This is a genomic window from Rahnella bonaserana, from assembly GCF_019049675.1.
Taxonomy (GTDB): domain Bacteria; phylum Pseudomonadota; class Gammaproteobacteria; order Enterobacterales; family Enterobacteriaceae; genus Rahnella; species Rahnella bonaserana.
This window is the reverse complement of record NZ_JAFMOW010000050.1, coordinates 51,891-76,990: the sequence shown is the minus strand read 5'-3', so window position 1 is coordinate 76,990 and position 25,100 is coordinate 51,891. Positions and strand designations below refer to the sequence as shown.

20 protein-coding genes are annotated in these 25,100 nt (G+C 53.3%); 10 read left to right on the top strand and 10 right to left on the bottom strand.

The annotated features are described in order from the left end of the window. Positions 1-43 precede the first annotated feature (43 nt). Complete coding sequence (locus J1778_RS03300) at positions 44-2,809, bottom strand: autotransporter family protein (RefSeq protein ID WP_217171984.1); 2,766 nt, start codon at positions 2,807-2,809, stop codon at positions 44-46. Positions 2,810-2,956: 147 nt separating this feature from the next. Beyond that, positions 2,957-4,237: a glutamate-1-semialdehyde 2,1-aminomutase gene (hemL, locus tag J1778_RS03295; RefSeq protein WP_217171983.1), complete on the bottom strand. Its 1,281-nt coding sequence runs from the start codon at positions 4,235-4,237 to the stop codon at positions 2,957-2,959. A 184-nt stretch (positions 4,238-4,421) separates the two neighbouring features. Between hemL and clcA the strand changes: the two genes are divergently transcribed. Continuing rightward, on the top strand, positions 4,422-5,885 hold the full coding sequence (gene clcA / locus J1778_RS03290) for a H(+)/Cl(-) exchange transporter ClcA (RefSeq protein WP_217171982.1): 1,464 nt from the start codon (positions 4,422-4,424) through the stop codon (positions 5,883-5,885). Between the two features lie 103 nt (positions 5,886-5,988). Then, complete coding sequence (erpA, locus tag J1778_RS03285; RefSeq protein WP_112287829.1) at positions 5,989-6,333, top strand: iron-sulfur cluster insertion protein ErpA; 345 nt, start codon at positions 5,989-5,991, stop codon at positions 6,331-6,333. A gap of 219 nt (positions 6,334-6,552) precedes the next feature. Here the strand turns inward: erpA and J1778_RS03280 are convergent, their stop codons facing one another. The 3 genes from J1778_RS03280 to mtnN all read right to left on the bottom strand — a co-directional run bounded on the left by J1778_RS03280 (position 6,553) and on the right by mtnN (position 8,640). Further along, a complete protein-coding gene (locus J1778_RS03280) occupies positions 6,553-6,798 on the bottom strand; it encodes a hypothetical protein (RefSeq protein ID WP_217171981.1) in 246 nt (81 codons plus the stop codon). A gap of 325 nt (positions 6,799-7,123) precedes the next feature. Next, positions 7,124-7,936, bottom strand: a complete 813-nt coding sequence (gene btuF, locus J1778_RS03275) for a vitamin B12 ABC transporter substrate-binding protein BtuF (RefSeq protein WP_217171999.1) — start codon at positions 7,934-7,936, stop codon at positions 7,124-7,126. Then, positions 7,936-8,640 carry a 5'-methylthioadenosine/S-adenosylhomocysteine nucleosidase gene (mtnN, locus tag J1778_RS03270; protein WP_217171980.1) on the bottom strand — a complete coding sequence of 235 codons (705 nt, stop codon included), beginning with the start codon at positions 8,638-8,640 and terminating at the stop codon, positions 7,936-7,938. The genes btuF and mtnN overlap by 1 nt, the downstream gene beginning before the upstream one ends. Positions 8,641-8,823: 183 nt before the next feature. Here mtnN and dgt point away from each other — a divergent pair, with 183 nt between their 5' ends. The 6 genes from dgt to gudD all read left to right on the top strand — a co-directional run bounded on the left by dgt (position 8,824) and on the right by gudD (position 17,749). Beyond that, positions 8,824-10,338, top strand: coding sequence for a dGTPase (gene dgt, locus J1778_RS03265; protein WP_217171979.1), 1,515 nt, complete (start codon positions 8,824-8,826; stop codon positions 10,336-10,338). Positions 10,339-10,546: 208 nt separating this feature from the next. Continuing rightward, the gene (gene degP / locus J1778_RS03260) at positions 10,547-11,998 is read left to right on the top strand and encodes a serine endoprotease DegP (protein ID WP_217171978.1); all 1,452 of its coding nucleotides are present in this window, start codon (positions 10,547-10,549) and stop codon (positions 11,996-11,998) included. A gap of 220 nt (positions 11,999-12,218) precedes the next feature. Continuing rightward, positions 12,219-13,379 (top strand): CdaR family transcriptional regulator, encoded by a 1,161-nt coding sequence (locus J1778_RS03255; RefSeq protein ID WP_217151506.1) that lies wholly within the window; start codon positions 12,219-12,221, stop codon positions 13,377-13,379. A 303-nt stretch (positions 13,380-13,682) separates the two neighbouring features. Further along, the gene (locus J1778_RS03250; RefSeq protein WP_217171977.1) at positions 13,683-15,026 is read left to right on the top strand and encodes an MFS transporter; all 1,344 of its coding nucleotides are present in this window, start codon (positions 13,683-13,685) and stop codon (positions 15,024-15,026) included. Positions 15,027-15,040: 14 nt separating this feature from the next. Next, positions 15,041-16,381, top strand: a complete 1,341-nt coding sequence (locus J1778_RS03245; protein ID WP_217171976.1) for a glucarate dehydratase family protein — start codon at positions 15,041-15,043, stop codon at positions 16,379-16,381. Positions 16,382-16,411: 30 nt separating this feature from the next. After that, a complete protein-coding gene (gene gudD, locus J1778_RS03240; protein ID WP_217171975.1) occupies positions 16,412-17,749 on the top strand; it encodes a glucarate dehydratase in 1,338 nt (445 codons plus the stop codon). A 61-nt stretch (positions 17,750-17,810) separates the two neighbouring features. Here gudD and J1778_RS03235 read toward each other — a convergent pair whose 3' ends face one another. Together J1778_RS03235 and J1778_RS03230 are read right to left on the bottom strand one after the other, a co-directional pair. Then, positions 17,811-18,629 (bottom strand): shikimate 5-dehydrogenase, encoded by an 819-nt coding sequence (locus tag J1778_RS03235; protein ID WP_217171974.1) that lies wholly within the window; start codon positions 18,627-18,629, stop codon positions 17,811-17,813. Positions 18,630-18,738: 109 nt separating this feature from the next. Next, complete coding sequence (locus J1778_RS03230; protein ID WP_217171973.1) at positions 18,739-19,257, bottom strand: P-loop nucleotide/nucleoside kinase family protein; 519 nt, start codon at positions 19,255-19,257, stop codon at positions 18,739-18,741. 195 nt (positions 19,258-19,452) lie between these two features. Here J1778_RS03230 and alkB point away from each other — a divergent pair, with 195 nt between their 5' ends. Then, positions 19,453-20,106 (top strand): DNA oxidative demethylase AlkB, encoded by a 654-nt coding sequence (gene alkB, locus J1778_RS03225; protein WP_217171972.1) that lies wholly within the window; start codon positions 19,453-19,455, stop codon positions 20,104-20,106. 108 nt (positions 20,107-20,214) lie between these two features. Continuing rightward, complete coding sequence (locus J1778_RS03220; protein ID WP_217171971.1) at positions 20,215-20,694, top strand: cold shock domain-containing protein; 480 nt, start codon at positions 20,215-20,217, stop codon at positions 20,692-20,694. Positions 20,695-20,763: 69 nt separating this feature from the next. Here the strand turns inward: J1778_RS03220 and J1778_RS03215 are convergent, their stop codons facing one another. From J1778_RS03215 to J1778_RS03205, 3 genes are read right to left on the bottom strand one after another with little or no spacing between them, the layout of a single operon-like run. After that, entirely contained in the window at positions 20,764-21,732 is a 969-nt protein-coding gene (locus tag J1778_RS03215) for a Csu type fimbrial protein (protein ID WP_217171970.1), read from the bottom strand. Continuing rightward, on the bottom strand, positions 21,729-24,275 hold the full coding sequence (locus J1778_RS03210; protein ID WP_217171969.1) for a fimbria/pilus outer membrane usher protein: 2,547 nt from the start codon (positions 24,273-24,275) through the stop codon (positions 21,729-21,731). Before J1778_RS03210 ends, J1778_RS03215 begins: the two co-directional genes overlap by 4 nt. Positions 24,276-24,293: 18 nt before the next feature. Then, positions 24,294-25,091, bottom strand: a complete 798-nt coding sequence (locus tag J1778_RS03205; protein WP_238484545.1) for a fimbrial biogenesis chaperone — start codon at positions 25,089-25,091, stop codon at positions 24,294-24,296. Positions 25,092-25,100 lie beyond the last annotated feature (9 nt).

Genomic DNA, 25,100 nt, shown 5'->3' with positions numbered 1-25,100 from the left:
AAAGGGCGCTCCGGTGAGCGCCCTTAACATCGTCAGTGTGGACTCAAAAACTCACTTTTATGCCCACGGCTGCCTGATAATTAGTGTAATCATTCTCGCCAACATACGAGCCAGCCTGTCCCCAAATCCGGATGTTTTTCGCCGCTTTTCCGGTCAGCCCGACACGTAATCCATAGCGATTTTCTGGAACATCATTGCTCACGGTATCACCGTTAAAGTTCATGGAGTCCACGTACCTGCCGTTTTCCCAATTCGCTTCAACGTAAGGGATCAGGGTATTGTTATCCGTGATACTCCTGTTTGATAAACGAACCCCAGTCCGGCTTAGCATTGAGTCGTCACTGCCGCCGGTGATGCGACTGCCATTGGTTTCGGTATGATTTTCACTGTCATAGCGGTTATAGATGACCTGCACCTGAGGCTCAACCGTCCACTCACGGGATGAGGACTGGCCAAAAGCCAACAGATATCCTGTTTCCACCGAAGCTTGTACACCCTGGCTGCGGTAGCTTTCCGGGTGCTGGCCGTCGCCTTGTACGCTGTTGTCAAACCACGCATATTGCGCCCAACTGTCGGCGTACCATCCTTTCTGATATTTCGCATCCTGATACCAGGTGGCGTAGGCACCGAGGCTGTAGCCGTTGACCTTACCCGTTGCTCTGTAATAATTACCGTCAGCAGTAGATTTGGTTTTGCTGTCCCCTATACCCGCCATAATACCTAACTGGTACTGGCCACCCTGCGTTGTATCCTCAGTCAGCAGGTTGGTTCCCAATTGCAGGGTTGTCGTGTTTGTATCCAGTGACAACTCACCGTCTGCAGCATTGAGGCTGGTGGCCTCACTATGGATCAGTAGCCATGTATGCTCATCATTGCTCTTTTGTGCCGTACCCCGGTCATTAAGCTGCAATGTGAACATGCGTTGTGCTGCTAACTGGTTACCGAGATAAGCACCGGTCTCAGGACGATAAAGAGACGGATCGGGAGCCGGAGCCGGGTCAGGAACAGGTTCCGGGTCTGGAACAGGATCCGGTGCAGGCGCTGGATCAGGAACAGGATCCGGTTCAGGAGTCGGGTCTGGATCGGGTGTCGGAGTGGGTGTTGCTGATGAACTCAGATACCAACTGCCATCGTTTTCATTTTGAAATAAATTGTATTCATAAGCCCCGGCAACCGCACGGTTTCCCAGGGAGAACTGCCCGGCAGACGTACCGCCGACACTGATCACCTCCATGCCTTGCAGGGTTTCCGACCCCATTCCGCCGATATTATTGACGGTGAGGGTGGATTGTCCGTAGCTGTTGCCCTGAATCACCAGTTCATCCGTCAGTGCATCATCGTCCCCGAGCTCGCTGTTAATAACAACGGTTCCGTTATCACCCGTATAATCACCCGTGATGACATACGTATTACCGGGTTGACCACCGGCCAGCACTAAGGAACCGCTATTGGACATATTTCCTTGCAAAGTCGTCGTGGCTGCTGGTGCCGATTCATTGCCGGGCAGGGCGTTATAGACCATAACAGTTCCGCTGTTATTAATGTCACCCGTAACATTTCCTTGTGAAGCCAGCCAGGCGCCTTCCGCGACATTGACTTCAGGTGTGGTCAGCGAACCGGTAGCGCCAACCAGCATTCCTCCGCCGGTGTTAATTTGGGTATTTCCCGCTGAGGTGACATTGCCACCCAGAGTCAGCTGACCGCTGTTCACTAACAATGTGGACTCATCGCTGCCGGTAAGGTTGATATCGCCGGACAGTGTCCAGTTATTGCCGTCCATCGTCAGACTTTTGAAACCCGTACTGGCCGTAGAACCTGTAAAATTGGCATCTTCCGTGCCGGTTTCATGAAGCACCAGCGTATTTGTGTCCGCCGTGCTGCTGATAACATCCCCATTCAGCACGGAACCGGTGCTGAGCGTCAATGAATTGCTGCCAGTGCCTGTGAATGCAATGGCCGTGTCTTTCCCTGATATTGTTCCGTAATTAACCACGTCGAAACTGGCTGTACCACTGATTTCTATACCCGAACCCTGCTCAGAACTTATCGTTCCTCCGGCCTCATTGATGATGTCACCGGCAGAGTTCCCTCTCCCGATTACGGCATTCGTTTTTCCAGAAATACTTCCGGAATTCAGCAGCCTGCTGTCAGGATCTCCGGACAGCTGGCTGTTGAATACAATTCCGTAGCCCGTGCTGTCAATCACGCCCGTTTCGTTGCCGTTATAGTTGCCACCGTTTTCAAAATACACGCCGCTACGGGTTTGTGTTGGGTTCGAGGCTTTGATAACACCGCTATTATTCACGGTAGAGAATTTTGCGAGATAAATACCATCAGACTGCGAATCAATATAGCCGGAAGTTCCGTTATTAACGCTACCCTTCCCGCTAAGACTCACGCCGGCATCATGCCCTGCAAATTCTTTTCCCTGTGCGATGATATTGCCGTTATTATAAAGCGTGGTGTTTTCCCCATCAAAATGAACGCCGCTGATGCCTGATATCACAGGGGGGGTTCCTGATGAGTTTGGATTTATATATAAGGTATTTCCGGCACCTGTAACAGTAATCGCAGTATTGGTTAAATCGTTAACGTCTTCATCGACTGTAAACGTCTGACCTGTCCCACTGAAGGAGGTTGTTGATAGCGAAAATGCACTTTGAGGTAAGGGCGGCAGGGCAGCATGAACAAGCCCCCCGTTCAAAAAAACCGGTAGTGCAGTGTAAAAAGCAATGGTGACGAAAGAAAGTCGAGATTTAACTGCTATTCCTGGCTGGTTTTTAAAAAATAAGCCGTTGTTATATTTCATATAAATTTTCCCTTTTAAAATAATCCTGTAATTATTGGTTTTAAGAATGAGGATTATATTTTCTGGGAGGATTTAAATAAAATATATATATTATATGTTGGGTGGGGGATGTATATCCCCCGATTATATTAAAATAACTTAATTTACTTATAACTTGGCAAAACAACGGCGTGCGGCATCGATGGTGCGCTGAATATCTTCCTGTGTATGGGCAAGAGACATAAAGCCGGCTTCGAAGGCAGAAGGTGCCAGGTAAACGCCTTCTTCCAGCATCAGATGGAAGAACTTCTTAAAGCGCTCAACGTCACACTTCATCACGTCCTGATAGCAGGTCACGGTTTCGGCCTCGGTGAAAAACAGGCCAAACATACCGCCGACGTGGTTTACCACGAACGGAATATTTTCTTCATGTGCGGCATCCAGCAAACCTTCGGCCAGTTGCGTGGTGCGCTCGGTCAGGGTCTGATGCACGCCCGGTTGTGCGACTTGCGTCAGACAGGCGATACCCGCAGCCATTGCAATCGGGTTGCCGGAAAGCGTTCCTGCCTGATAGACAGGGCCGGTCGGTGCCAGCGCTTCCATCACGTCACGACGACCACCAAACGCGCCCACCGGCATACCGCCACCGATGATTTTTCCCAGACAGGTCAGGTCCGGCATCACATCGTAATACTCCTGAGCACCGCCCAGCGCGACGCGGAAACCGGTCATCACTTCGTCGATGATCAGCAGTGCGCCAAACTCGTCACAAATCTTGCGCAGACCCGGCAGGAATTCCGGCAAAGGCGGCACACAGTTCATGTTGCCCGCGACCGGCTCAACGATGATACAGGCGATGTCGTCAGGGAATTGTTCGAACGCGGCACGCACTGAATCCAGATCGTTATAGGTACAGGTCAGGGTGTGTTTGGCGAAATCAGCCGGAACGCCCGGCGAGTTTGGCTGGCCAAGAGTCAGCGCGCCGGAGCCGGCTTTCACCAGCAGGCAGTCGGCGTGGCCGTGATAGCAGCCTTCGAATTTGACGATTTTATCGCGATGCGTGAAGCCGCGCGCCAGACGAATAGCACTCATCGTGGCTTCGGTGCCGGAGTTGACCATGCGCACCATGTCCATGCTTGGCACCAGACCGGTGACCAGCTCAGCCATTTTCACTTCCATTTCGGTCGGTGCGCCAAAGCTCAGGCCACGTTCTGCGGCTTCAATCACCGCGCTGCGGATTTCGGCGTTGTTATGACCAAGCACCATCGGGCCCCAGGAACCGACATAGTCGATATAGGCTTTGCCATCGGCATCAAACAGGAAAGCGCCGTCAGCGCGGGCGATGAATAATGGCACGCCGCCAACGCCGGAGAAGGCACGTACCGGCGAGTTAACACCGCCCGGGATTAGCGCTTGCGCCTGCGTGAACAGACTTTCTGACTTACTCATTATTCAACTCCTGAAATTGCTGGGTTCTGGGTAAAGAAATTTTGTTGCGCCCATTCTAGTGAACTGAGCGGCGTTATCAAACCGTAAACCGTGCTGCATTTTGTTGCTGATCCTGTCAGGGAGCCAATTTGTATGATTAAATTCATTCATCTTCCATAACTTTTTCTGTATTTCCCTTTTCCTGATGAATGAATCTGAGACTGAGAAAGTAGAGCGCGCGCACATTCGCGGTCCCCGTAAACGCAGCGAAGCATTGCGCCTTTTACTGCGCCGTGACAAAACACCGGTCACGATTTTGCTCATGGCCGCGCTGGTGGGCACTGTTGCGGGTTTACTTGGCGTTGCTTTTGAAAAAACCGTGAATCTGGTGATGACATTGCGTCTTTCGAGCCTTGGGATGTTCAGTGATTACTGGATCCTGCTTTGGCCGCTGACTTTTGTTATCTCGGCGGTCATGGCGATGTTTGGATATTACCTTGTGCGAAAATACGCGCCGGAAGCGGGCGGTTCGGGGATCCCGGAAATCGAAGGGGCGCTGGAAGAGTTGCGCCCTGTTCGCTGGTGGCGGGTGATCCCGGTGAAATTTTTTGGCGGTCTGGGTACGCTCGGCGCGGGAATGGTGCTGGGCAGGGAAGGGCCGACCGTGCAGATGGGGGCCAATGTCGGGAAAATGATGTTCGATATTTTCCGTCTGCGCAGTGCGGAAGCGCGCCACTCACTGCTGGCGACCGGTGCGGCTGCCGGGCTTTCTGCGGCCTTTAACGCACCGCTGGCAGGCATTTTGTTCATCCTCGAAGAGATGCGCCTGCAATTTCGTTACAGCCTGATATCGATAAAAGCGGTGTTTATCGGTGTGATCATGTCGAGCATCGTTTTCCGGATTTTCAACGGCGACGGCGCAGTGATCGAAGTGGGCAGGCTGGCCAACGCACCGCTGAATACGCTGTGGTTGTATCTGGTATTGGGGATGGTTTTTGGCGTGGTCGGCGTGATGTTTAACGCCCTGATTTTCCGTACGCAGGACATGTTTGCCCGCGTTCATGGCGGTAATCTGCGTAATATTCTGATTATCGGCGGGATGCTGGGGGGCTTTTGTGGCCTGCTCGGGCTGGTTCATCAGGAAGTCACCGGCGGCGGTTTTGCGCTGATCCCGCTGGCAGCGGCAGGAAAATACAGCCTGATGATGTTACTGGTGATCTTTCTTGTTCGCGTGGTGACAACGCTTTTGTGCTTTGCTTCCGGCGCACCGGGCGGGATTTTCGCCCCGATGCTGGCGCTCGGCACGCTGCTGGGCACGGCATTTGGTACCGCCGCGCTGACGTGGTTCCCGCAGTACGGTATCCAGCCGGCCACGTTTGCGATAGCCGGAATGGGGGCGCTGTTTGCCGCCAGTGTCCGTGCGCCGCTCACCGGTATTGTGCTGGTTCTCGAAATGACCGATAACTATCAGCTTATTTTACCGATGATCATTACCTGCCTTGGCGCGACCCTGCTAGCGCAGTTTTTAGGCGGTAAACCCTTGTATTCCGCGATCCTGACCCGCACTTTGCAGAGGCAGGAACGTGAAAATGCAGAGAAAGCGCAGGCAGAACCTGACGCCGAAGGCACCAATAAGCAGGACAGCGCAGCAAAAAATGCCCATACTTGAACCATACTTTCAGGTATTAGATAATGAGTACATTATTCAGACAGTCAATCCGGCGGCCTGAACAAATGCGGATTGGGAGTGAGAAATTATGAGCGAAGCATTGATGAATGACACAGCCGCGTTGCCGTTACAGTTTACTGAGGCCGCAGCACGTAAGGTACAGCACCTTATTTCGGATGAAGAAAATCCGAATCTGAAACTGCGTGTTTATATCACCGGTGGTGGTTGCAGCGGATTCCAGTACGGTTTTACCTTCGACGATAAAATTAACGACGGCGACATGACCATCGAGAAAGCCGGTGTGGCGCTGGTGGTTGACCCGATGAGCCTGCAATATCTGGTCGGCGGTTCAGTGGATTACACAGAAGGTCTGGAAGGTTCACGTTTTGTTGTGACAAATCCAAACGCTAAAACCACGTGCGGGTGCGGTTCTTCCTTTAGCATCTGATGACCCGTCATCCTTCAAGCTGTCTCTGCATTGGCTGCTTTCATTCACCCCGGTCACTTACTTGTGTAAGCTCCCGGGGATATCATTCCAGTGCGGCCTTGATACAGCTCGAATGATTTAGGGTAAAGATTTCGTATAAAAAAAGCCCGTTTGCTGATGCAGACGGGCTTTTTTATGGTCAGACGCGGACGCTCAGGTTAGTAAGCATTCACAAAGGGGTTACCATTCTACGGTCACCAGCTTCGAATCTATGCTGATACCAGGTACGGCGGTGAGCATCATTTCGCTGATATGTGGTTGCATCATCGTCCGGCTGGCGCAGGTGACGGAGGTGCCGCTGTGTGCGGCTTCAATTTTGCAGCTGGGCAAAATGGTCAGGCTGACATTAATGTCGCCACTCACCATGCCAGCGACGGCAAATAGCGGACTCATAGCGAGTAACCCGCTGAGTAATAGAGCTTTCATTCTTTTTATCCTGCTGGTGTAGAACAACAAAAGTCAGCGTGGCTGAAAAGGTTATCGGTCTAATTTTTACGGCCTTTAATCCGGATTTCTTATGATCCGCAAATAAATCCCGTTTTTATCGGCAGTAGGGCCGGTATTTTTATTATTTCATTTGTAATACAAAGAGATAACGATAAAGCGAAGTCAGGCAACGTCCGAAGGATTTTACGCCGGACATATTACCAGATGAGAGCACTGAATTCTTGACTTTGGTTAATAAAAGAACAATTCAGAAAAAGGCGACAGAGGGAGAAAGAAGGCCGCTAAACGTCATGTTAGTGAACATTTACCCCTGAGGCAGGGCTGACAGCTGCGGACAAAGCTGTTGTGCTGCCAGTAAAATTCGCGGGCCTGCCCGGCTGAACCAGTCTGCATCCAGCGCAATGACCTGCGCTTTAAGCAGCGAATGCCAGTAATCTTCAATGACCTGTTTTTGCGATTTTCCGCCAGAAATAACAATAACCTGTGGCTGACGGGTTAAAACCTGCTCCCGGCTGACCTGAGGCCAGGGAATGCGGCTGTCGGCGAAAATGTTTTTTGCTCCGCACACTTCAAGTACTTCGCTTTGCATCGTGGCGGCAGAAGCCGTAAACAGGGGTTGTGTGCCGAACTGGATGAAGGCCGGAACCGGTCTTTGCCGGTGGTACTTCTGCTTAAGAGCCTGCCATTGCTGGCGAAACGCTTTTGCGGCGTTTTGCCCGACGGCAGGTGAAGGGCTGTACGAGGCGAGTTGTTCCAGCGCCTGTGCCACCTGATCCGCATTTTGCGGGTCAAGATAGAGCACTTTGATGCCGAGAGACGTCAGCTGATCCAGCGGACGCTGAGGATTTCCGCCGCGCCAGGCGAGCACCAGATCGGGTTTCAGCGTCAGAATGCGCTCGACGTTGATTCCCTGCCAGTTCGCCACCTGTTCCAGGTTGCTGGCCTGTGGCGGATAATCGGAGTAAGCACTAACTCCGACTAACTGTCCACCGAGGCCTGCGGCGTACGCCAGTTCTGTCAGATTGGGTGCCAGACTGACCACCCGTTGCGCCTGTGCCGCTGTGGCCGTCAGAGGCAGCCACAGGCAGCAAAGCGCGAGACAAAACCAGCGAAAAATCACTCTTCTGACGCTGCCAGCGCTTTTAGCATTGCATCTACCATCAGGGTAGATTGCTGTGCTGCGACGACCAGGAACTCTTCAAAGCTCAGGTGAGATTCACCGTCTGCCACGTCAGAAATGGCGCGAACAACCACGAACGGCGTTTCAAACAGATGGCACACGTGACCGATAGCGGCCGCTTCCATTTCCACTGCCGCCACTTTCGGGAAGGTGGCGCGGATACGGGCCAGAGGCGCAGCACCATTAATGAATGCATCGCCGCTGCACACCAGACCGCGGACAGCGTTTAAATCCAGTTCACGGATGCAGTTTTCTGCCAGCGTAATCAGTTCCGGATCGGCGGTGAACGCCGCAGGGCAACCGGCCATCTGGCCAGGTTCATAACCAAACGCGGTGACGTCAGCATCGTGATAACGCACTTCATCAGATACCACGATATCGCCGACTTTCAGCGACTTAGCCAGACCGCCCGCGGAACCGGTGTTAATCACCACATCAGGACGGCAATGTTCCAGCAACAGCGTGGTGCCCATCGCGGCAGACACTTTACCGATGCCAGATTTCAGCAGCGCCACGTCCACGCCGTGCAGCTGACCGGTATAGATTTCGCAGCCCGCGCGTTCGATAGTCTGACGGTTGATGATTTTGTCGCGCAGCAGGGTCACTTCCTGCTCCATTGCACCGATAATGCCTACTTTCATATGAATACTCGCAGATGAGGTTGAAATGAACCGCAGCTTGTGCGGAATTGACGGTTTAATCATGAAAACAATGTGCGATAGTCTATCATGGCTAAAGGTAAGAGATAATGCGTTTGGGATGCAGGATTATCAGGCTGCAAGCGTATCGGTTTGATGCGTGAGTTACTGAAAAGGTGGGAAATCATGTCCGGGATCGATTTTAAAGCGAAATTCAATTTTCAGCGTCCTTTTAGCGCCCCGATTGAGGCGCGTGATGCATACGACGTGGTTCGCCAGTTTGAAAGCGATCGCGGGCGTATTATCAACTCCGCCGCCATCCGCCGTTTGCAGCAAAAGACGCAGGTTTTTCCGCTGGAAAAAAACGCTGCCGTCCGCAGTCGTCTGACCCATTCCCTTGAAGTTCAGCAGGTTGGCCGTCATATCGCCAAAGAAGTGCTGCATCGTCTGCGCCGGCAGGGGAAACTGGAGACGTATGGTCTGGACGATGTCACCGATCCTTTCGAAAGCGTGGTCGAAATGGCCTGCCTGATGCACGATATCGGCAATCCCCCGTTCGGACATTTTGGTGAATCGGCAATTAATAACTGGTTTGCCAAAAGGATGGATACCGGCAGTTGTGGTGAAACGCCGCAGGAAACAGATTCCTGTCTGGTGGCGTGTTTGCGCCTGACTGCAGACGATGCTGAACTCAATCATTTACGCAGCAAAATACGCTACGACCTGTCTAATTTTGAGGGCAACGCGCAGGCCATCCGGCTGGTGTTTACCCTGCTGAAACTCAATCTGACCTACAGCCAGACCGCCTGCATTTTGAAATATACCCGTCCGGCATATTCGATGGCTAAACTGCCTTCCCATGATTACCTGATGAAAAAACCGGGTTTTTATCTGGCGGAAGAGCCGTTTATTAAAGATTTGCGCAGCGAACTGAGTCTGGGTGAATTCAACCGTTTTCCGCTCACCTACATTATGGAAGCGGCGGATGATATTTCTTACTGTATTGCGGATCTCGAAGATGCGGTCGAAAAAAACATTTTCAGCGTCGATCAGCTCTATAATTATCTTTGTCGCGAATGGGGCGAGATTGAGAAAAACGACTTCTTCGATAAAGTGGTTCGTACCGCCTACGAGAAAATGGATAAAGCCAAAACGTTCCGTAATCCGGTCGATTACTTCTTTATGGAATTGCGGGTTCAGACTGTAAAACAGCTCGTCCCGCACGCGGCGCGACGCTTCATTGATAATATAGAAGATATTTATCAGGGCACGTTTAATCATGCCCTGCTCGAAGATGACAGTCAGGCAAATCGTTTGTTAGAGATTTATAAGAGCGTGGCCTTTAAACAGGTTTTCAATCATCACGAAGTAGAAGAACTGGAATTGCAAGGTTACCGGGTGATCAGCGGCTTACTGGATATTTACAGCCCGCTGCTGGATATGCCGCTTGCCGATTTCAGTCAGCTGGTGCAGGAAGATACACACAGGAAATATCCGATAGAAACCCGCCTGCTGCATAAGATTTCTGCCAAGCATCGTCTTGCTTACAACAACGCGGTGACGGCGCTTGAAGGATTACCGGTGGCGGATCATGCGGCGCAGGAGTTTTATTACCGGGCGAGAATGATTCAGGATTATATCAGCGGAATGACTGACCTTTATGCATACGATGAATACAGAAGACTCATGGCGGCTGAGTAATTTGTTTTAAAAAGAAAAATTGAGATCTCTTTAATTTTCTTTACGGAACTGTCTGAAAAAACGCCATTTGTAAATACTGACAATAATTTTTTACCATTGTCAGATCGACCCTGATGAACTTCACGCTATTAATACCATCTCAGTATCACGACTACCAAGCAATGCGACTATATTGGTTGCCACAATAATTTAAAGAGATCCTGAAAAAATGAAAAAATCGAGTTTATTCCTCAGCGCATTAGCGTTAAGTATCGGTATGGCAATGGCCCCGGTTTCTTCTGCACTGGCTGCTGAAACAGCGTCTTCATCTGCAAGCACCACACAGCTGCCAAGTCTGGCACCGATGCTGGAAAAAGTGATGCCATCCGTGGTGAGTGTTAACGTGGAAGGCAGTGCGCCGGTAAAAACCCCGCGCATGGGTCAGCAGTTCCAGCAATTCTTTGGTCAGAATTCGCCGCTGTGTCAGGACGGTTCTCCGTTCCAGGGCTCACCGGTTTGTCAGGGCGGCGGTCAGGGACCGGATGGTCAGCCAGCACCTGAGCAGAAAGAAGATTTCCGCGCGCTGGGTTCCGGCGTAATCATTGATGCCGATAAAGGTTATGTCGTTACCAACAACCATGTGGTTGATAATGCGACAAAAATCAGCGTTCAGCTGAACGATGGCCGTAAATTCGACGCGAAAGTGATCGGTAAAGATCCGCGTTCAGACATCGCGGTTATCCAGCTGCAAAACGCGAAAAATCTGACTGCGATTAAAATGGCCGATTCAGAACAACTGCGCGTCGGTGATTACACCGTGGCTATCGGTAACCCGTATGGTCTGGGCGAAACCGTGACTTCCGGTATCGTTTCTGCACTGGGACGTTCCGGCCTGAATATCGAAAACTACGAAAACTTCATCCAGACTGATGCGGCGATCAACCGGGGTAACTCCGGCGGTGCGCTGGTGAACCTGAACGGTGAACTGATCGGTCTGAATACGGCAATCCTGGCACCGGACGGCGGCAACATCGGTATCGGTTTTGCGATCCCAAGTAATATGGTGAAAAACCTGTCCAAACAGATGATCGAGTTCGGCCAGGTGAAACGTGGCGAACTGGGTATCATGGGTACCGAGCTCAACTCTGAACTGGCGAAAGCCATGAAAGTGGACGCACAGCGCGGCGCATTCATCAGCCAGGTCATGCCGAAGTCTGCAGCAGAAAAAGCGGGCATCAAAGCCGGTGACGTAATCCTGAGCATGAACGGCAAGCCAATCAGCAGCTTCGCTTCGTTCCGTGCTGATATCGGCACCATGCCAATTGGCACCAAAGTGACGCTGGGCCTGCTGCGCGAAGGCAAACCGGTGAACGTAGATGTCACCATTGAGCAAAGCACGCAGACGCCTAAAGTTGAATCCGGCAATATTTATACCGGCATCGAAGGCGCTGAACTGAGCAACGGTTCTGCTGGCGATCAGAAAGGCGTGAAAGTCGACGAAGTGAAAGCCGGTTCTACCGCGGCACGCATCGGCCTGAAAAAAGGCGACGTGATCCTGGGCGTGAACCAGCAGAAAGTCACCAATCTGGGTGAACTGCGTAAAATTCTCGACACTAAACCGAACGTTCTGGCGCTGGACATTCAGCGTGGTGACACCTCGATTTACCTGCTGGCACAGTAACCCGTCAGCACGGCTCTTATGTAAGGCACGCTCCGGCGTGCCTTTTTTTATGCCCGGTTCAAAGACATGTTTGATGTCAGTTGTGCATTTGCTTAAAAATGTGACTTTCCCCGCAACTTCAATAGGTGCTTCTGCTCTTTGGGCATTTGCATAATGTATGGCAGTAAACCGCTGGGTATGCTTTGCGGACAACAAAACAATAATCCAAGGCAGGGGATCCATGTCGGCGTATCATCTCGATGCAAAGCTGGCGCAACAGATTGTTGCCCGCACCATGCAAATTATTGATAGTAATGTGAATGTCATGGATGGACGCGGAAGAATAATCGGCAGTGGTGACGATCAGCGGCTTGGTGAATTGCATGAAGGCGCATTGCTGGCCATTTCACAGGAACGTATTGTCGACATTGACGAAGGCGTCGCCAGGCATTTGCACGGTGTGCGTCCGGGGATCAACCTGCCACTGCGAATTGACGGGCAGATCGTCGGCGTGATCGGCCTGACTGGTAATCCGGCCCAGTTGCGGCAATACGGCGAGCTGGTATGTATGACGGCCGAAATGATGCTGGAGCAGGCCCGTTTGCTGCACATGCTGGCGCAGGACAGCCGTCTGCGTGAAGAACTGGTGCTCAATCTTATCCGTGTGGACGAGCTTTCTCCGGCGCTGATGGAATGGGCGCAGCGTCTGGGTATTGATCTCAACCGGCCGCGTGTGGCGGCGGTGGTCGAAGTGGACAGCGGACAGCTCGGCGTCGATTCCGCCATGGCCGAGCTGCAACAGCTGCAAACGTTGCTCACCACGCCGGAGCGCGACAATCTGATCGCCATTGTCTCCCTCACCGAAATGGTGGTGCTAAAACCGGCGCTGAACAGCTACGATCGCTGGGATGCAGACGGTCACCGTCAACGTATCGATCATTTGCTTTCCCGCATGACAGAAACAGGTCGCCTGCGTGTACGCATTTCACTGGGCAACTTTTTCACCGGCCCCGGCAGTATCGCCCGTTCCTACCGGACTGCGCGTACCACCATGACCGTCGGCAAGCAGCGGATGCCCGAACAGCGCTGTTACTTCTATCAGGATTTGATTCTGCCTGTACTGCTCGACAGTCTGCGCGGTGGCTGGCAGGCCGACGAGCTGGTTCGTCCGCTGGCCCGGCTGAAAGCGACTGACGGTAACGGATTACTGCGCCGCACGCTGGCCTCCTGGTTCCATAATAATGTGCAGCCGACCGCGACCTCAAAAGCGTTATATATCCATCGCAATACTCTGGAATATCGCCTTAACCGCATCTCGGAATTAACCGGTTTGGATCTGGGTAATTTCGACGACCGCTTATTACTCTATGTGGCTCTCCAGCTGGATAATGATCAGCTGTAATTAATCACGCCCCCTGAAAGTATTATTTCTATTATTTTCAGGCCGGGCGTACTTCACCCGGTTTTGTACTGCGTGATGCCGGTCACAGCTGTTTTAGTTTTTGTGAAACAACTCCCACCGGGCTGGGCATTTGCAACAAGATAAATGCAAAGCGCTGTTTATGCTTGTCGCTTTGCCTAATGAGTTGGTCAACGGATTGTCCCTATACTGGCAACGTTCCATCCTCCCTGAACCCTACAGTTCTGTGAATGGATTGACTTTTATCTCTGTTTAGAGGCGTTGTCATTAATTCCGGAGAACACCATGGAAACTACCGTTTCAGCAGCCAGTGCCGTAAAAAAAAGAACTAACGCGCGCTACTGGATAGTGGTGATGTTATTTATCGTCACCTCATTTAATTATGGCGACCGTGCCACACTCTCTATTGCCGGCTCGGCAATGGCAAAAGATATCGGGCTGGATTCTGTCGGGATGGGATATATTTTCTCGGCATTTTCATGGGCCTATGTTATCGGTCAAATACCCGGCGGCTGGTTGCTGGATAAATTCGGTTCCAAAAAAGTTTATTTCTACAGTATTTTCATCTGGTCCCTGTTTACCCTGCTGCAGGGCTTTGTCGATATATTCAGCGGCTTCGGCATTGTCGTTTCTCTCTTCGCATTACGCTTTCTGGTCGGGCTGGCTGAAGCGCCTTCTTTCCCCGGCAACAGCCGGATCGTTGCCGCGTGGTTCCCGGCTCAGGAACGCGGAACCGCCGTCTCCATTTTTAACTCCGCACAGTATTTTGCGACCGTGATTTTCGCTCCGATCATGGGCTGGCTGACCCACGAAGTAGGCTGGTCACACGTCTTCTTCTTCATGGGCGGACTCGGGATCATCCTGAGTTTCATCTGGCTGAAAGTGATCCACGATCCGAAAGATCATCCGGGCGTAAATCAGGCCGAGCTTGATTACATGGAAGCCGGAGGCGCGCTGATCAATATGGATCAGAAGACAACTAAAAAAGCGTCAGTGAAAGGTGAAAAACTTTTCCAGATTAAACAGTTAATGAAATCCCGCATGATGATTGGCATCTACATCGGCCAGTACTGCATCAATGCGCTGACCTACTTCTTCATCACCTGGTTCCCGGTGTATCTGGTGCAGGCACGCGGCATGTCGATCCTCAAAGCGGGCATGGTGGCCTCGGTGCCGGCGATTTGCGGATTCCTGGGCGGCGTACTGGGTGGGATTATTTCCGACTGGCTGATGCGCAGAACCAACAACCTCACGCTGTCACGCAAAGCGCCGATCGTTGTCGGCATGCTGCTGTCTATGTCGATGATCTTCTGCAACTACGTCGATACCGAATGGATGGTGGTGGGCATTATGGCCTTCGCCTTCTTCGGCAAAGGTCTGGGCGCATTGGGCTGGGCTGTAATGGCTGACACCGCACCGAAAGAAATCAGCGGACTGAGCGGCGGCCTGTTCAACATGTTCGGTAACGTCTCCGGCATCATCACGCCGATTGCTATCGGCTACATTATCGGCAGCACAGGTTCATTCAACGGCGCGCTGATTTACGTGGGGATCCACGCGTTGCTGGCGGTTATCAGCTATGCGTTTATTGTCGGAAAAATCGAACGTATTCAGTTACGTGCCTTCTGAGCCAAAGGAAAACCATGATGAATACTCAATCTTCACCGGTTATCACGGACATGCAGGTTATTCCGGTGGCAGGCCATGACAGCATGCTGATGAATATTGGCGGCGCGCACGGCGCTTACTTCACCCGCAACATCGTGATCCTCAAAGACAGCGCCGGCAATACCGGCGTGGGTGAAGCGCCGGGCGGAGAAGTGATTTACAACACGCTGGTGGAAGCCATTCCTCAGGTGAAAGGCCAGGAAGTGGCACGCATGAACCGGCTGGTGCATCAGATCCACGCCGGTAACCAGTCGTCGGATTTTGATTCCTTTGGCAAAGGCGCATGGACATTTGAACTTCGCGTTAACGCCGTCGCGGCACTGGAAGCCGCACTGTTAGACCTGATGGGCAAATTCCTTGGTGTGCCGGTATGTGAGCTTCTCGGACCTGGCAAACAGCGCGATGAAGTGACGGTGCTCGGTTACCTTTTCTACATCGGCGACCGCAACAAAACCGATCTGCCTTATCAGGAAGGCGCGCGGGACGTGCACGACTGGTATCACCTGCGGCATCAGCAGGCGATGGACAGCGAGTCGGTGGTGGAACTGGCGCAGGCGGCGCAGGACCGCTACGGTTTTAAAGATTTCAAACTTAAAGGCGGTGTGCTGCCGGGCGAGCAGGAAATCGACGCGGTTAAAGCGCTGGCAAAACGTTTCCCGGATGCGCGTATTACCGTCGATCCGAACGGTGCGTGGCTGCTGGATGAAGCGATCGACTTGTGCAAAGACCTTCACGGGATCCTCAGTTATGCCGAAGATCCGTGCGGCGCAGAACAGGGTTTTTCAGGCCGCGAAGTAATGGCTGAATTCCGCCGTGCAACAGGCCTGCCGGTCGCCACCAACATGATCGCCACCAACTGGCGTGAGATGCAGCATGCGGTGATGTTGCAGTCAGTGGATATTCCGCTCGCGGATCCGCATTTCTGGACCCTGCACGGTGCGGTGCGCGTGGCGCAACTTTGTGACGAATGGGGCCTGACGTGGGGCTGTCATTCGAATAACCATTTTGATATTTCGCTGGCGATGTTTACCCACGTTGGCGCGGCTGTACCGGGCAAACCGACGGCTATTGATACGCACTGGATCTGGCAGGAAGGCAATCAGCGCCTGACCAAAGAACCGCTGCAAATTGTGAACGGGAAAATCAAAGTACCTGAAAAGCCGGGACTGGGTGTGGAGATCGACATGGATCAGATCCGCCGCGCGCATGAACTGCATAAAAAACTGCCGTCCGGGGCGCGCAATGATGCCATTGCCATGCAGTACCTGATCCCCGGCTGGACATTCGATCGTAAGCGCCCGGCAATGGGCCGCTGATTACGGAATCTGAATCAATAAGGAGTGAGTATGAGTGCTTCATCTACACCAAAAATTGTTTCCATGCAGGTGATCCCGGTTGCCGGACACGACAGCATGTTGCTTAACCTCAGCGGTGCACACGCGCCGTTTTTCACCCGTAATATTCTGATCCTCAAAGACAGCAGCGGCAATACCGGCGTTGGTGAAGTGCCGGGTGGCGAGAAGATCCGCCAGACGCTGGATGATTCATCACTGCTGGTGATCGGCAAAACGCTGGGCGAATACAAAAACGTAATGACCGCTGTGCGGGAGAAATTCGCCGATCGCGATGCTTCCGGTCGCGGATTACAGACGTTTGATTTGCGTACCACCATCCACGTGGTCACTGCTATTGAAGCCGCCATGCTGGATCTGCTCGGCAGGCATCTGGGTGTGACCGTCGCGTCATTGCTGGGTGACGGACAGCAGCGTGATGAAGTCGAAATGCTCGGGTATCTGTTCTATGTCGGTGACCGTAATAAGACTTCGCTGGGCTACCAGAGTCAGCCGGGTGACAGTTGCGACTGGTACCGGTTGCGCCACGAAGAAGCGCTGACACCGGCGGCGGTGGTACGTCTGGCGGAAGCCGCGTATGAGAAATACGGCTTCAATGATTTCAAACTCAAAGGCGGCGTGCTGGCGGGCAGTGAAGAAGCTGAAGCCGTGACGGCGCTGGCGCAGCGATTCCCGCAGGCGCGCATCACGCTTGATCCGAACGGTGCCTGGTCGCTGAATGAAGCCATCGCACTGGGTAAACAATTGCGCGGTGTGCTGGCGTATGCCGAAGATCCGTGCGGTGCAGAGCAGGGCTTCTCCGGACGTGAAGTGATGGCGGAGTTCCGTCAGGCGACCGGTTTACCGACGGCGACGAATATGATCGCCACCGACTGGCGTCAGATGGGACACACCATCCAGCTGAAATCCGTGGATATTCCGCTGGCGGATCCGCATTTCTGGACCATGCAGGGTTCAGTGCGGGTAGCGCAGATGTGTCACGAATGGGGTCTGACCTGGGGCTCGCACTCCAATAACCACTTTGATATTTCGCTGGCGATGTTTACCCAGGTGGCTGCCGCTGCGCCAGGTAAAATTACCGCTATCGACACGCACTGGATCTGGCAGGAAGGCAATCAGCGCCTGACTCAGGAACCGTTGCAGATCAAAGGCGGTAAGGTAAGGGTGCCGGAACAGCCGGGTCTGGGCGTTGAGCTGGATATGGATCAGGTGATGAAGGCGCACGAGCTGTATAAAGGTATGGGCCTCGGCGCCCGCGACGATGCGCAGGGCATGCAGTTCCTGGTGCCGGACTGGAAGTTTGATCCGAAAAGGCCGTGTCTGGTGCGCTAAGCGATATGCATCTGTAAAAAAGCCTCTCACGTGAGAGGCTTTTGACGTTTTGGCAGGAAACTCAGCTGCGGGCGTATTCCGCGGCCTTTTCAATCAGTTCATCTGAAGGGCGCACGCCGGTATACAGCACGAACTGCTCGACGGCCTGTAATGTCGCCACTTCTGCACCTGTAATCACTTTTTTGCCGTGTTCACGACCGTAACGAATCAGCGGTGTTTCTGCCGGCAGCGCGACGACGTCAAAAACAATGCTGGCGCGGTCAATCACCGCCGGTTCAAATGCCAGAGAATCCACTTCCGGGCCGCCGGTCATACCGATTGGCGTGACATTTACCACCATATCAACGGCTAAATCACCCACTTCAGCTTTCCATTCATAGCCATATTCTTCTGCCAGCGCACGGCCATTGGCTTCGTTGCGGGCAATGATATAGCCCTTTTTGAATCCGGCATCACGGATGGCCGCGACCACCGCTTTGCCCATACCGCCGCTGCCGCGCAGGGCGAAAACCGCGTCATGTGGTACCTGATGACTATCGAGCAGTTTAGCGACCGCGATATAGTCAGTGTTGTACGCGCGCAGGAAGCCGTCGTCATTGACGATTGTATTCACGGACTGAATGGCAGTTGCGGAAGGATCCAGTTCATCGAGGAACGGAATGCAGGCTTCCTTGAACGGCATCGACACGGCGCAGCCGCGAATGCCCAGCGCACGGACGCCTTTCACCGCGGCTTCGATATCTTGGGTAGAGAAAGCTTTGTAGACAAAATTCAGGTCTGACGCCTGATAAAGGTAATTATGAAAACGCGTGCCGAAATTTCCCGGACGACCGGACAGGGACATACACAACTGCGTGTCTTTATTGATTTCCCGACTCATTTCGTTCTCCTTTCAGATGTTCTTTATGACCTTATGGCCTGTCAGAGCACCTTAGCTGAAACGATACGCCCCGACAATAATCCTGTTCCGGGACGGGTAAAGGTGGGGCTTAACCGTGTCTGATCACGTGAAAACCTTCTTCCGGTTCCGGTGCGACAAAGTGTCGGGATATCAGCTCAAACTGCTCATCGGTGACGCTAAACTGATGTGTTCCGGCCTGATTGCGCGCCCGCAGCCGGGCTTTACACACTTCTTCCGGTACGTTCAGATAATGCAGCTGATGGTCTGCGCCCGATCCCGTGATAAGACTCATCATCCACTGACGGTTCGCCACCGTATTAGCCGGAAAATCCAGCACGACCGAGACACCGGCCCTGAGCAGTGAAATGACATGTGGCGCAATGGCTTGTCTGAGTCTGGCCGAGCAGCGGATATAATCTGCGACAGAGTGCATCTCATCCTGATAAAGATGAGAAAGCCACTGGTCTTCATTAAGCACTACGGTGCCGGGCGCGCTGGCCAGATGTTGGGACAGGGTGGATTTCCCTGAGGCTATTTTCCCGCATAAAATATGCAGAACTGCCGGGTGCGGTTGTGTGACATTTTCGGGGCTGGCTGTGGAATTCATTTTTATCTCTCCGGTTCAGGCGGTATCTGAGTCATTAAAACATCGCATTAATTTCTGAATATGGCGCGGATTTTTCAGCATCGGCGTCATTTCACCCTGTTGCAGGGATCCGCTGACTTACTGCGCGCTGGCAGCGTCCATGACTGTCAGGCTACATCCGTTATACTTAACGGATACGCATGAACGGAGGCGCTTATGAATTTGGATCTTTTCGATCACCCGGATTTTCACCCGAACTGGCGTGAGGACTTGTGTCCCGGTGCGGTGGTGCTGCGCGGTGCCGCGCTGGAAAACGATGTGGCGTTGCTGGCGGAAATCGACCGTATTGCCGGACTGGTGCCTTTTCAGTATCGTGCGACGCCCGGCGGTTACGCGATGTCGGTGGCGATGACCAACTGCGGGGATGTCGGCTGGGTGACAGATAAAGCCGGATACCGTTATCAGGCGACATCGCCGGAAAACCATCAGCAATGGCCGCCGATGCCAGAATTGTTCCACGCTCTGGCGGTGAAAGCGGCAGAGCAGGCGGGATTTCCCGGATTTGAGCCGGACGCCTGCCTGATTAACCGTTATCAGCCCGGTGCCAAAATGAGCCTGCATCAGGACAAAGACGAGCACGACTTCAGTCAGCCGATAGTGTCTGTCTCGCTCGGTTTACCGGCTGTGTTTCAGTTTGGCGGCATGGAGCGCAGCGATAAAACACAGCGCGTGCAGCTGACGCATGGCGATATTGTGGTGTGGGGCGGCCCGTCGCGGCTGCGTTATCACGGCGTATTGCCGCTGAAAGCAGGCGAGCATCCGCTGACCGGATCCTACAGATTTAATCTGACGTTCCGAAAAGCGATATAAAGTGAGGGCATCGGGCAGTAAAGCACAGGACTTTATCCTCATTCTGCTTTACACTGCCGCCCTGCAAAAACTGACATGTTGAATAGATAATTACTTAGGCGGTAAGCGATGAACGGCGTAATCACAACCTGGTTTGAAGATAAAGGTTTCGGTTTTATCAAAGATGAAAACGGCGATAACCGTTATTTCCACGTGATTAAAGTTGCAAACCCTGAGCTGATTAAAAAAGATGCGGTAGTCACTTTTGAGCCGACCACCAATAACAAAGGCCTTTCCGCCTTTGCTGTGAAAGTCGAGCCGGAGAGCAAATACATCTTTATCGCCGGTGAGCGCATTAAAATCACCAGCATCAAATCCTTCCTGGCGTTTAACGAAGAAGTACCGGCAGAGTCGAAGATCGACAAAGAAAACGCCGTGCTGTCCGTGGGCCTGCTGATGAACCGCATCCGCCCGCAGGAAGTCCAGAAGAAAGCTGAAACGCGTACCATGAAAAAGCTGCTAATCACCACCTTCCAGAACAGCACTTATGTGTTTACGGAAGACGAAATTGATGTGGATGCCACCGTTAAAACCCTGAAAGCACTTTAAGATTTTCTGTTCCAAAACCGGTGCGCATTCGCTGCACCGGTTCTGTTTTTCCCTTTCCCTTTTTCTTTCTTAATAAGTCACCGTCACGGTCACCGTATCGCTGTAATTTCCGGCGGGCTGGTTGCTTTGCGCCAGATTTACGGAAGCGGTATATGGAAACGATTGTGATGTGCCGGTACCGGTCGCGCTGCTGTTGGTTGCCGCCGTCCATACCGTGCTGTCGCCTTTAAATATCTGATATTGCAGATAACTGGTGGTGCCGCCGACGGTGGAGGCCATCTGCCGGTACTGACCGGATGCCGCGACGCTGCTGGTGAGATTGACGGAATAACTGGCGTTGAGTGTACAACGTACGCTGATGGTATTAGCAACCACCGTTGTCAGGCCGGAAGGCAGCGCAGCGCTGCCAAAACCCACGTTCGGCGCGCTATCGATATAGCAAAAGTTGGTGACGTTAAGCGTCAGGTTGACGGAGCCGCTGACATTGCCGGTATCGGCGATACACAGCAAAGTGCCAACGGCCACCGAGCAGATGTTCCATCTCCAGGCGATAGGGATGGTATCCGTATAGGTACCGGCCGCCAGATTGGACAGCGTTTGGGGCATCACATATAACGGTAACGTACCGTTCGGCCCGGAGAATAACCCCAGTAATCCCAGTGCGGTTGTGCTGCTCCAGGTAATCACATCGCCCTGGTTATACACCGTGCCGCAGCTGCTGTCTTTACACAGGTTGTAAGGCAGATACTGACCGGTGGCCGCACTGTAAAGACGGGGCTGGGTGCCGCTCGGATGCAGTGTGGCGCCTATGGTGGCGGTAATGGTGTTGGTGCCGCCGATACTCAGCAACGGTCCGGTGCAGCTCAGGCCGCTGCTGCCCGAGGTCACCAGCGGTGATGTGCTGACCGCAAACGAGTTTTGGGTGCCCAGCGTGATGGTGGTGGCCGCCGTGGTACATCCGGCAAAAGCCTGCGATGTCGCGCCCAGCAACAGCATCAGCAGCAATCCCTGACGTATCCACTGCCTGAACATTCTCATGATTTATCTCCTGCCGTGGTTTTCGCTGTGCCACCGGGGCATGCCAGCGGGCCAACCTGCTCAATGCTGTGACGTTGAGGATCTAAGGTGAAACTGACCCGGCATACCGAATGATCTTCCTGCTGGATAGTCAGCACGTTGTTTTCCTTCAAATGCGAGAAGTACACCAGCCCGTCGTAACCGGTGACGGTGGTTTGCTGCGTATTTTGCTCGGTGACCAGTGTGCCCAGCTTGAGCGGTTGTCCTGCGGCGTCGTGCAGGGTGATATTGGCCGACAACACTTTCTCAACGCTGAATTTCACCACCACGCCGCTGCCTTGCTTCACCGCGATGCGGTCATTGACATTATTAGCCACCACGTCGGCAGGCAGCGGCAGGGTATCGATTTCCACTTTGGCCGGGTAATACGAGCTGACCGTCGGGATCAGCAGATGACCTTTCTTGTCGGTTTTGCCCATTTTCTGGTTCTCGAAAAGTACCGGAACGTCGGCGTAATGATCGGTATCGACCACGATAAAGGCATCATTGATCTTGTCCGAAAGGAACCAGTCGTTAGCCATAAATACGATTGAACCACTTAAGTCTGCCCAGTTGGTGTAATCGCCCTGATTGCCGTAGAACCCGCCCTGAAGGGTGGCATAGCGGGATTTCCAGGTGGCATCGGCCTGCTGATACGGATCGTTGCCGCCGCTGTAGGCCAGATTCCAGCCAAGGCCGCCGTCGGTTGGCGTGGCTTTGCTGGCACCAATCTGCTCCTGATAATTGCCCGCGCTGTCACGCTGTACACCAGCGTTCATGTTGATACTGGTGCCAATGGGAATGATGAATTGCAGTTGCGCGCTGTAGCCACTGTCGCCCAGCGTTTTGTTGAGCGATAAAAACATGCTGCTTTGTCCCCACAGCGAGCGGCTGTAGGAGAAATTCACCAGACGGGTATGCGAATTGTCATAGGCCTCCACGTCGTAATAGCCGATGCCCATCGTGCCGTTCGAAGACCCGAACGGTGATGTACTGAACGTCACCTGATCCGCCTGACGGCTTAACCGTGTGTCGCTGGTGTACGACGTCAGATCCTGATAACCCACCGTGCGTTTTGAACGCAGCGCCGAGAGGCTGAAAACTGTCGAATAGTAGGAATAACCCAGCGTGTACTGGCTGCCATCCTTTTTGTCAGTGATATTCTCGCCGGGCGGATTGTCGATTTCGCCGCTGGAATTCGGGATGCCCGTTATCTGCCCGTTGTTGACATTATCCTGCGTAATTATCTGGTTATCGCTGCTGACCGGCGGGTGATCGGCCTTACTCTGGCTGCCGGAAACGCTCAGTGTCCCCCAGGTACCTACCGCGACATCCGCGCCCAGTCCTCCCAGCGCCAGGCCTTGCACGATTTCGGTATGACCGGACAGGGTCAGATAATCGCTCAGCCCGTAACGGTAAATCCCGCTGAATGCGGCATCCGAATAATCGCCGTTAGTGACACCATAATTGTTACGCACCGCCCCGAGCGAGAAATCGAAATCGCTGAGGTTTTTGCGCAGCAGGGTGTTGGAAACATAGAACGGCACGCTGGTTGAAACCTGACGTCCGACCGCATCGGTGGTGACAATGGTCGCTTCACCGGCACCGTTGATATACGGCACGTTGGTCAGCGTAAACGGCCCGGAATTCAGGTTATTACTGCTGGCCTTGTAGCCATTGAGAAACAGGTCAACAGTGCTCGGTACCGCTGCCGTGCCGCTGTACTGCAACAGCGGATAAGTCACCAGATCCGGGCGAACGGCGAAGTTGCGGCTGATACGCAAACCGCCCATGCGCGCCGAATTACTCCAGGTCAGGGAATCGCTGACGAAATCCCCGACCTGATAGCTGATCAGGTTTTTCTCGTCGGTGAATCGCCAGAACGTGTCATAACGCAGATAGCCGTCCTGCGCGCTGCTGCCGCCATTTTCGTTATTGCCCGAACCGTCAACGTTATAGCGGTAAGTACCGGTATTGGTGAGCAGCCCGAGACTGCTGAATAAACGTTGCTCCATCCAGGTGGCGATAGATTTGGAACCACCGGGCGGGTCGGTGTAGTACGAGTCATAGTTAAACAGCAGGCCGGTGCTGCTTTGCGACGGTGTGTAGTTCATCAGCGGATCACCACTGACATTCTGGTTCGGCAACCAGGCGTCCGGCACCGTTAACACCAGTTGCTGGGTGGCCGAATCGTATTTCGCTTTCACGTCCGGCAGTTCGCCGACATTGATCAGCCCCTGCTGGCCGTTAATGTGGATGTGATTTTTTGCCAGTACACCGGCTTCCACAAAATAGGCATTATTGCGATACGTCACCGGCACCACCTGATTATCCGTCTGACCGTTGACCACAATCGACAGATAAAACATGGCGTCCGTCACCACCGGTGCCGCTCGCGGGGCATCGGGCAGTGAAGAATATTCCTGTGCCTGCGCGCTGAAGGTACTCAGGCAGATCAGGCACAGGCTTCCCCGGAAATACAGCGTTCGCTGATGACCTTCACGGGGAAGATGTCTGATTGGCATCCGGTGCGGCTCCTGCTGTTATTCGCCGCGTGGGATGACAATCGGTTTGGTGTTATCCGCAATTTGCGCATTGAGCTGTGCCCCCGGCGTGACGCCTGCCGGCACCGGCCAGCGCATCTGCTGCCCCGGTAATACATAGCCCATAAAACCGCCGACCATGGTTTTTACGCCTTGCTTCTGATTGCCGGTGGATGACCAGAACACGTTACTCAGACGCGCATGCACAATGCCGGTATTGCGCACCTGCAAATAGGTTTTGCCGCCTTCAGATACCGAACGCCAGGTGAGGATCGGGCGGGTCGCCGTTGATTCATCGCGTTTCATGTCAGGACGTTCGTTGGTCCATAAACTGCCGCCATCCATAAACAGCGGCAGGAGATAACGCATCTGCAATTGCAGCCCGACTACCGCTTTATCTTTGCCTTCACCGGCACTGTTCAGCGGGGACGGGATCTCATCAATAATAATGCGGTATGCCTGTTCGGTATTCGCGGGCACCGGCGTGTTGCGGATCAAACGGATCAACTGGCGCTGTCCCGGCGGCACGGTAGCGAAGGGCGGGCTGGCGACCACGTTGGTCTGATCGGCGTACTTCTCGTTAAAATTCTCCTGCTTCCAGGCCAGCACGCGCACCTGCAAAGACACCGGTTCCGCACCGCGGTTTTCCAGCCACAGGGCCGATCCGTTCTGATCGGATTCGATAATCTGATAGACCGGCCACACCAGCACTGAACTGGCAGCCTGAACCGCCATGCTGGAAAACAAAGCCACAGCCAGGGCGGTGGCGGCAATCATGCGTGAGAACATCGTCGTCATAGCTCATAT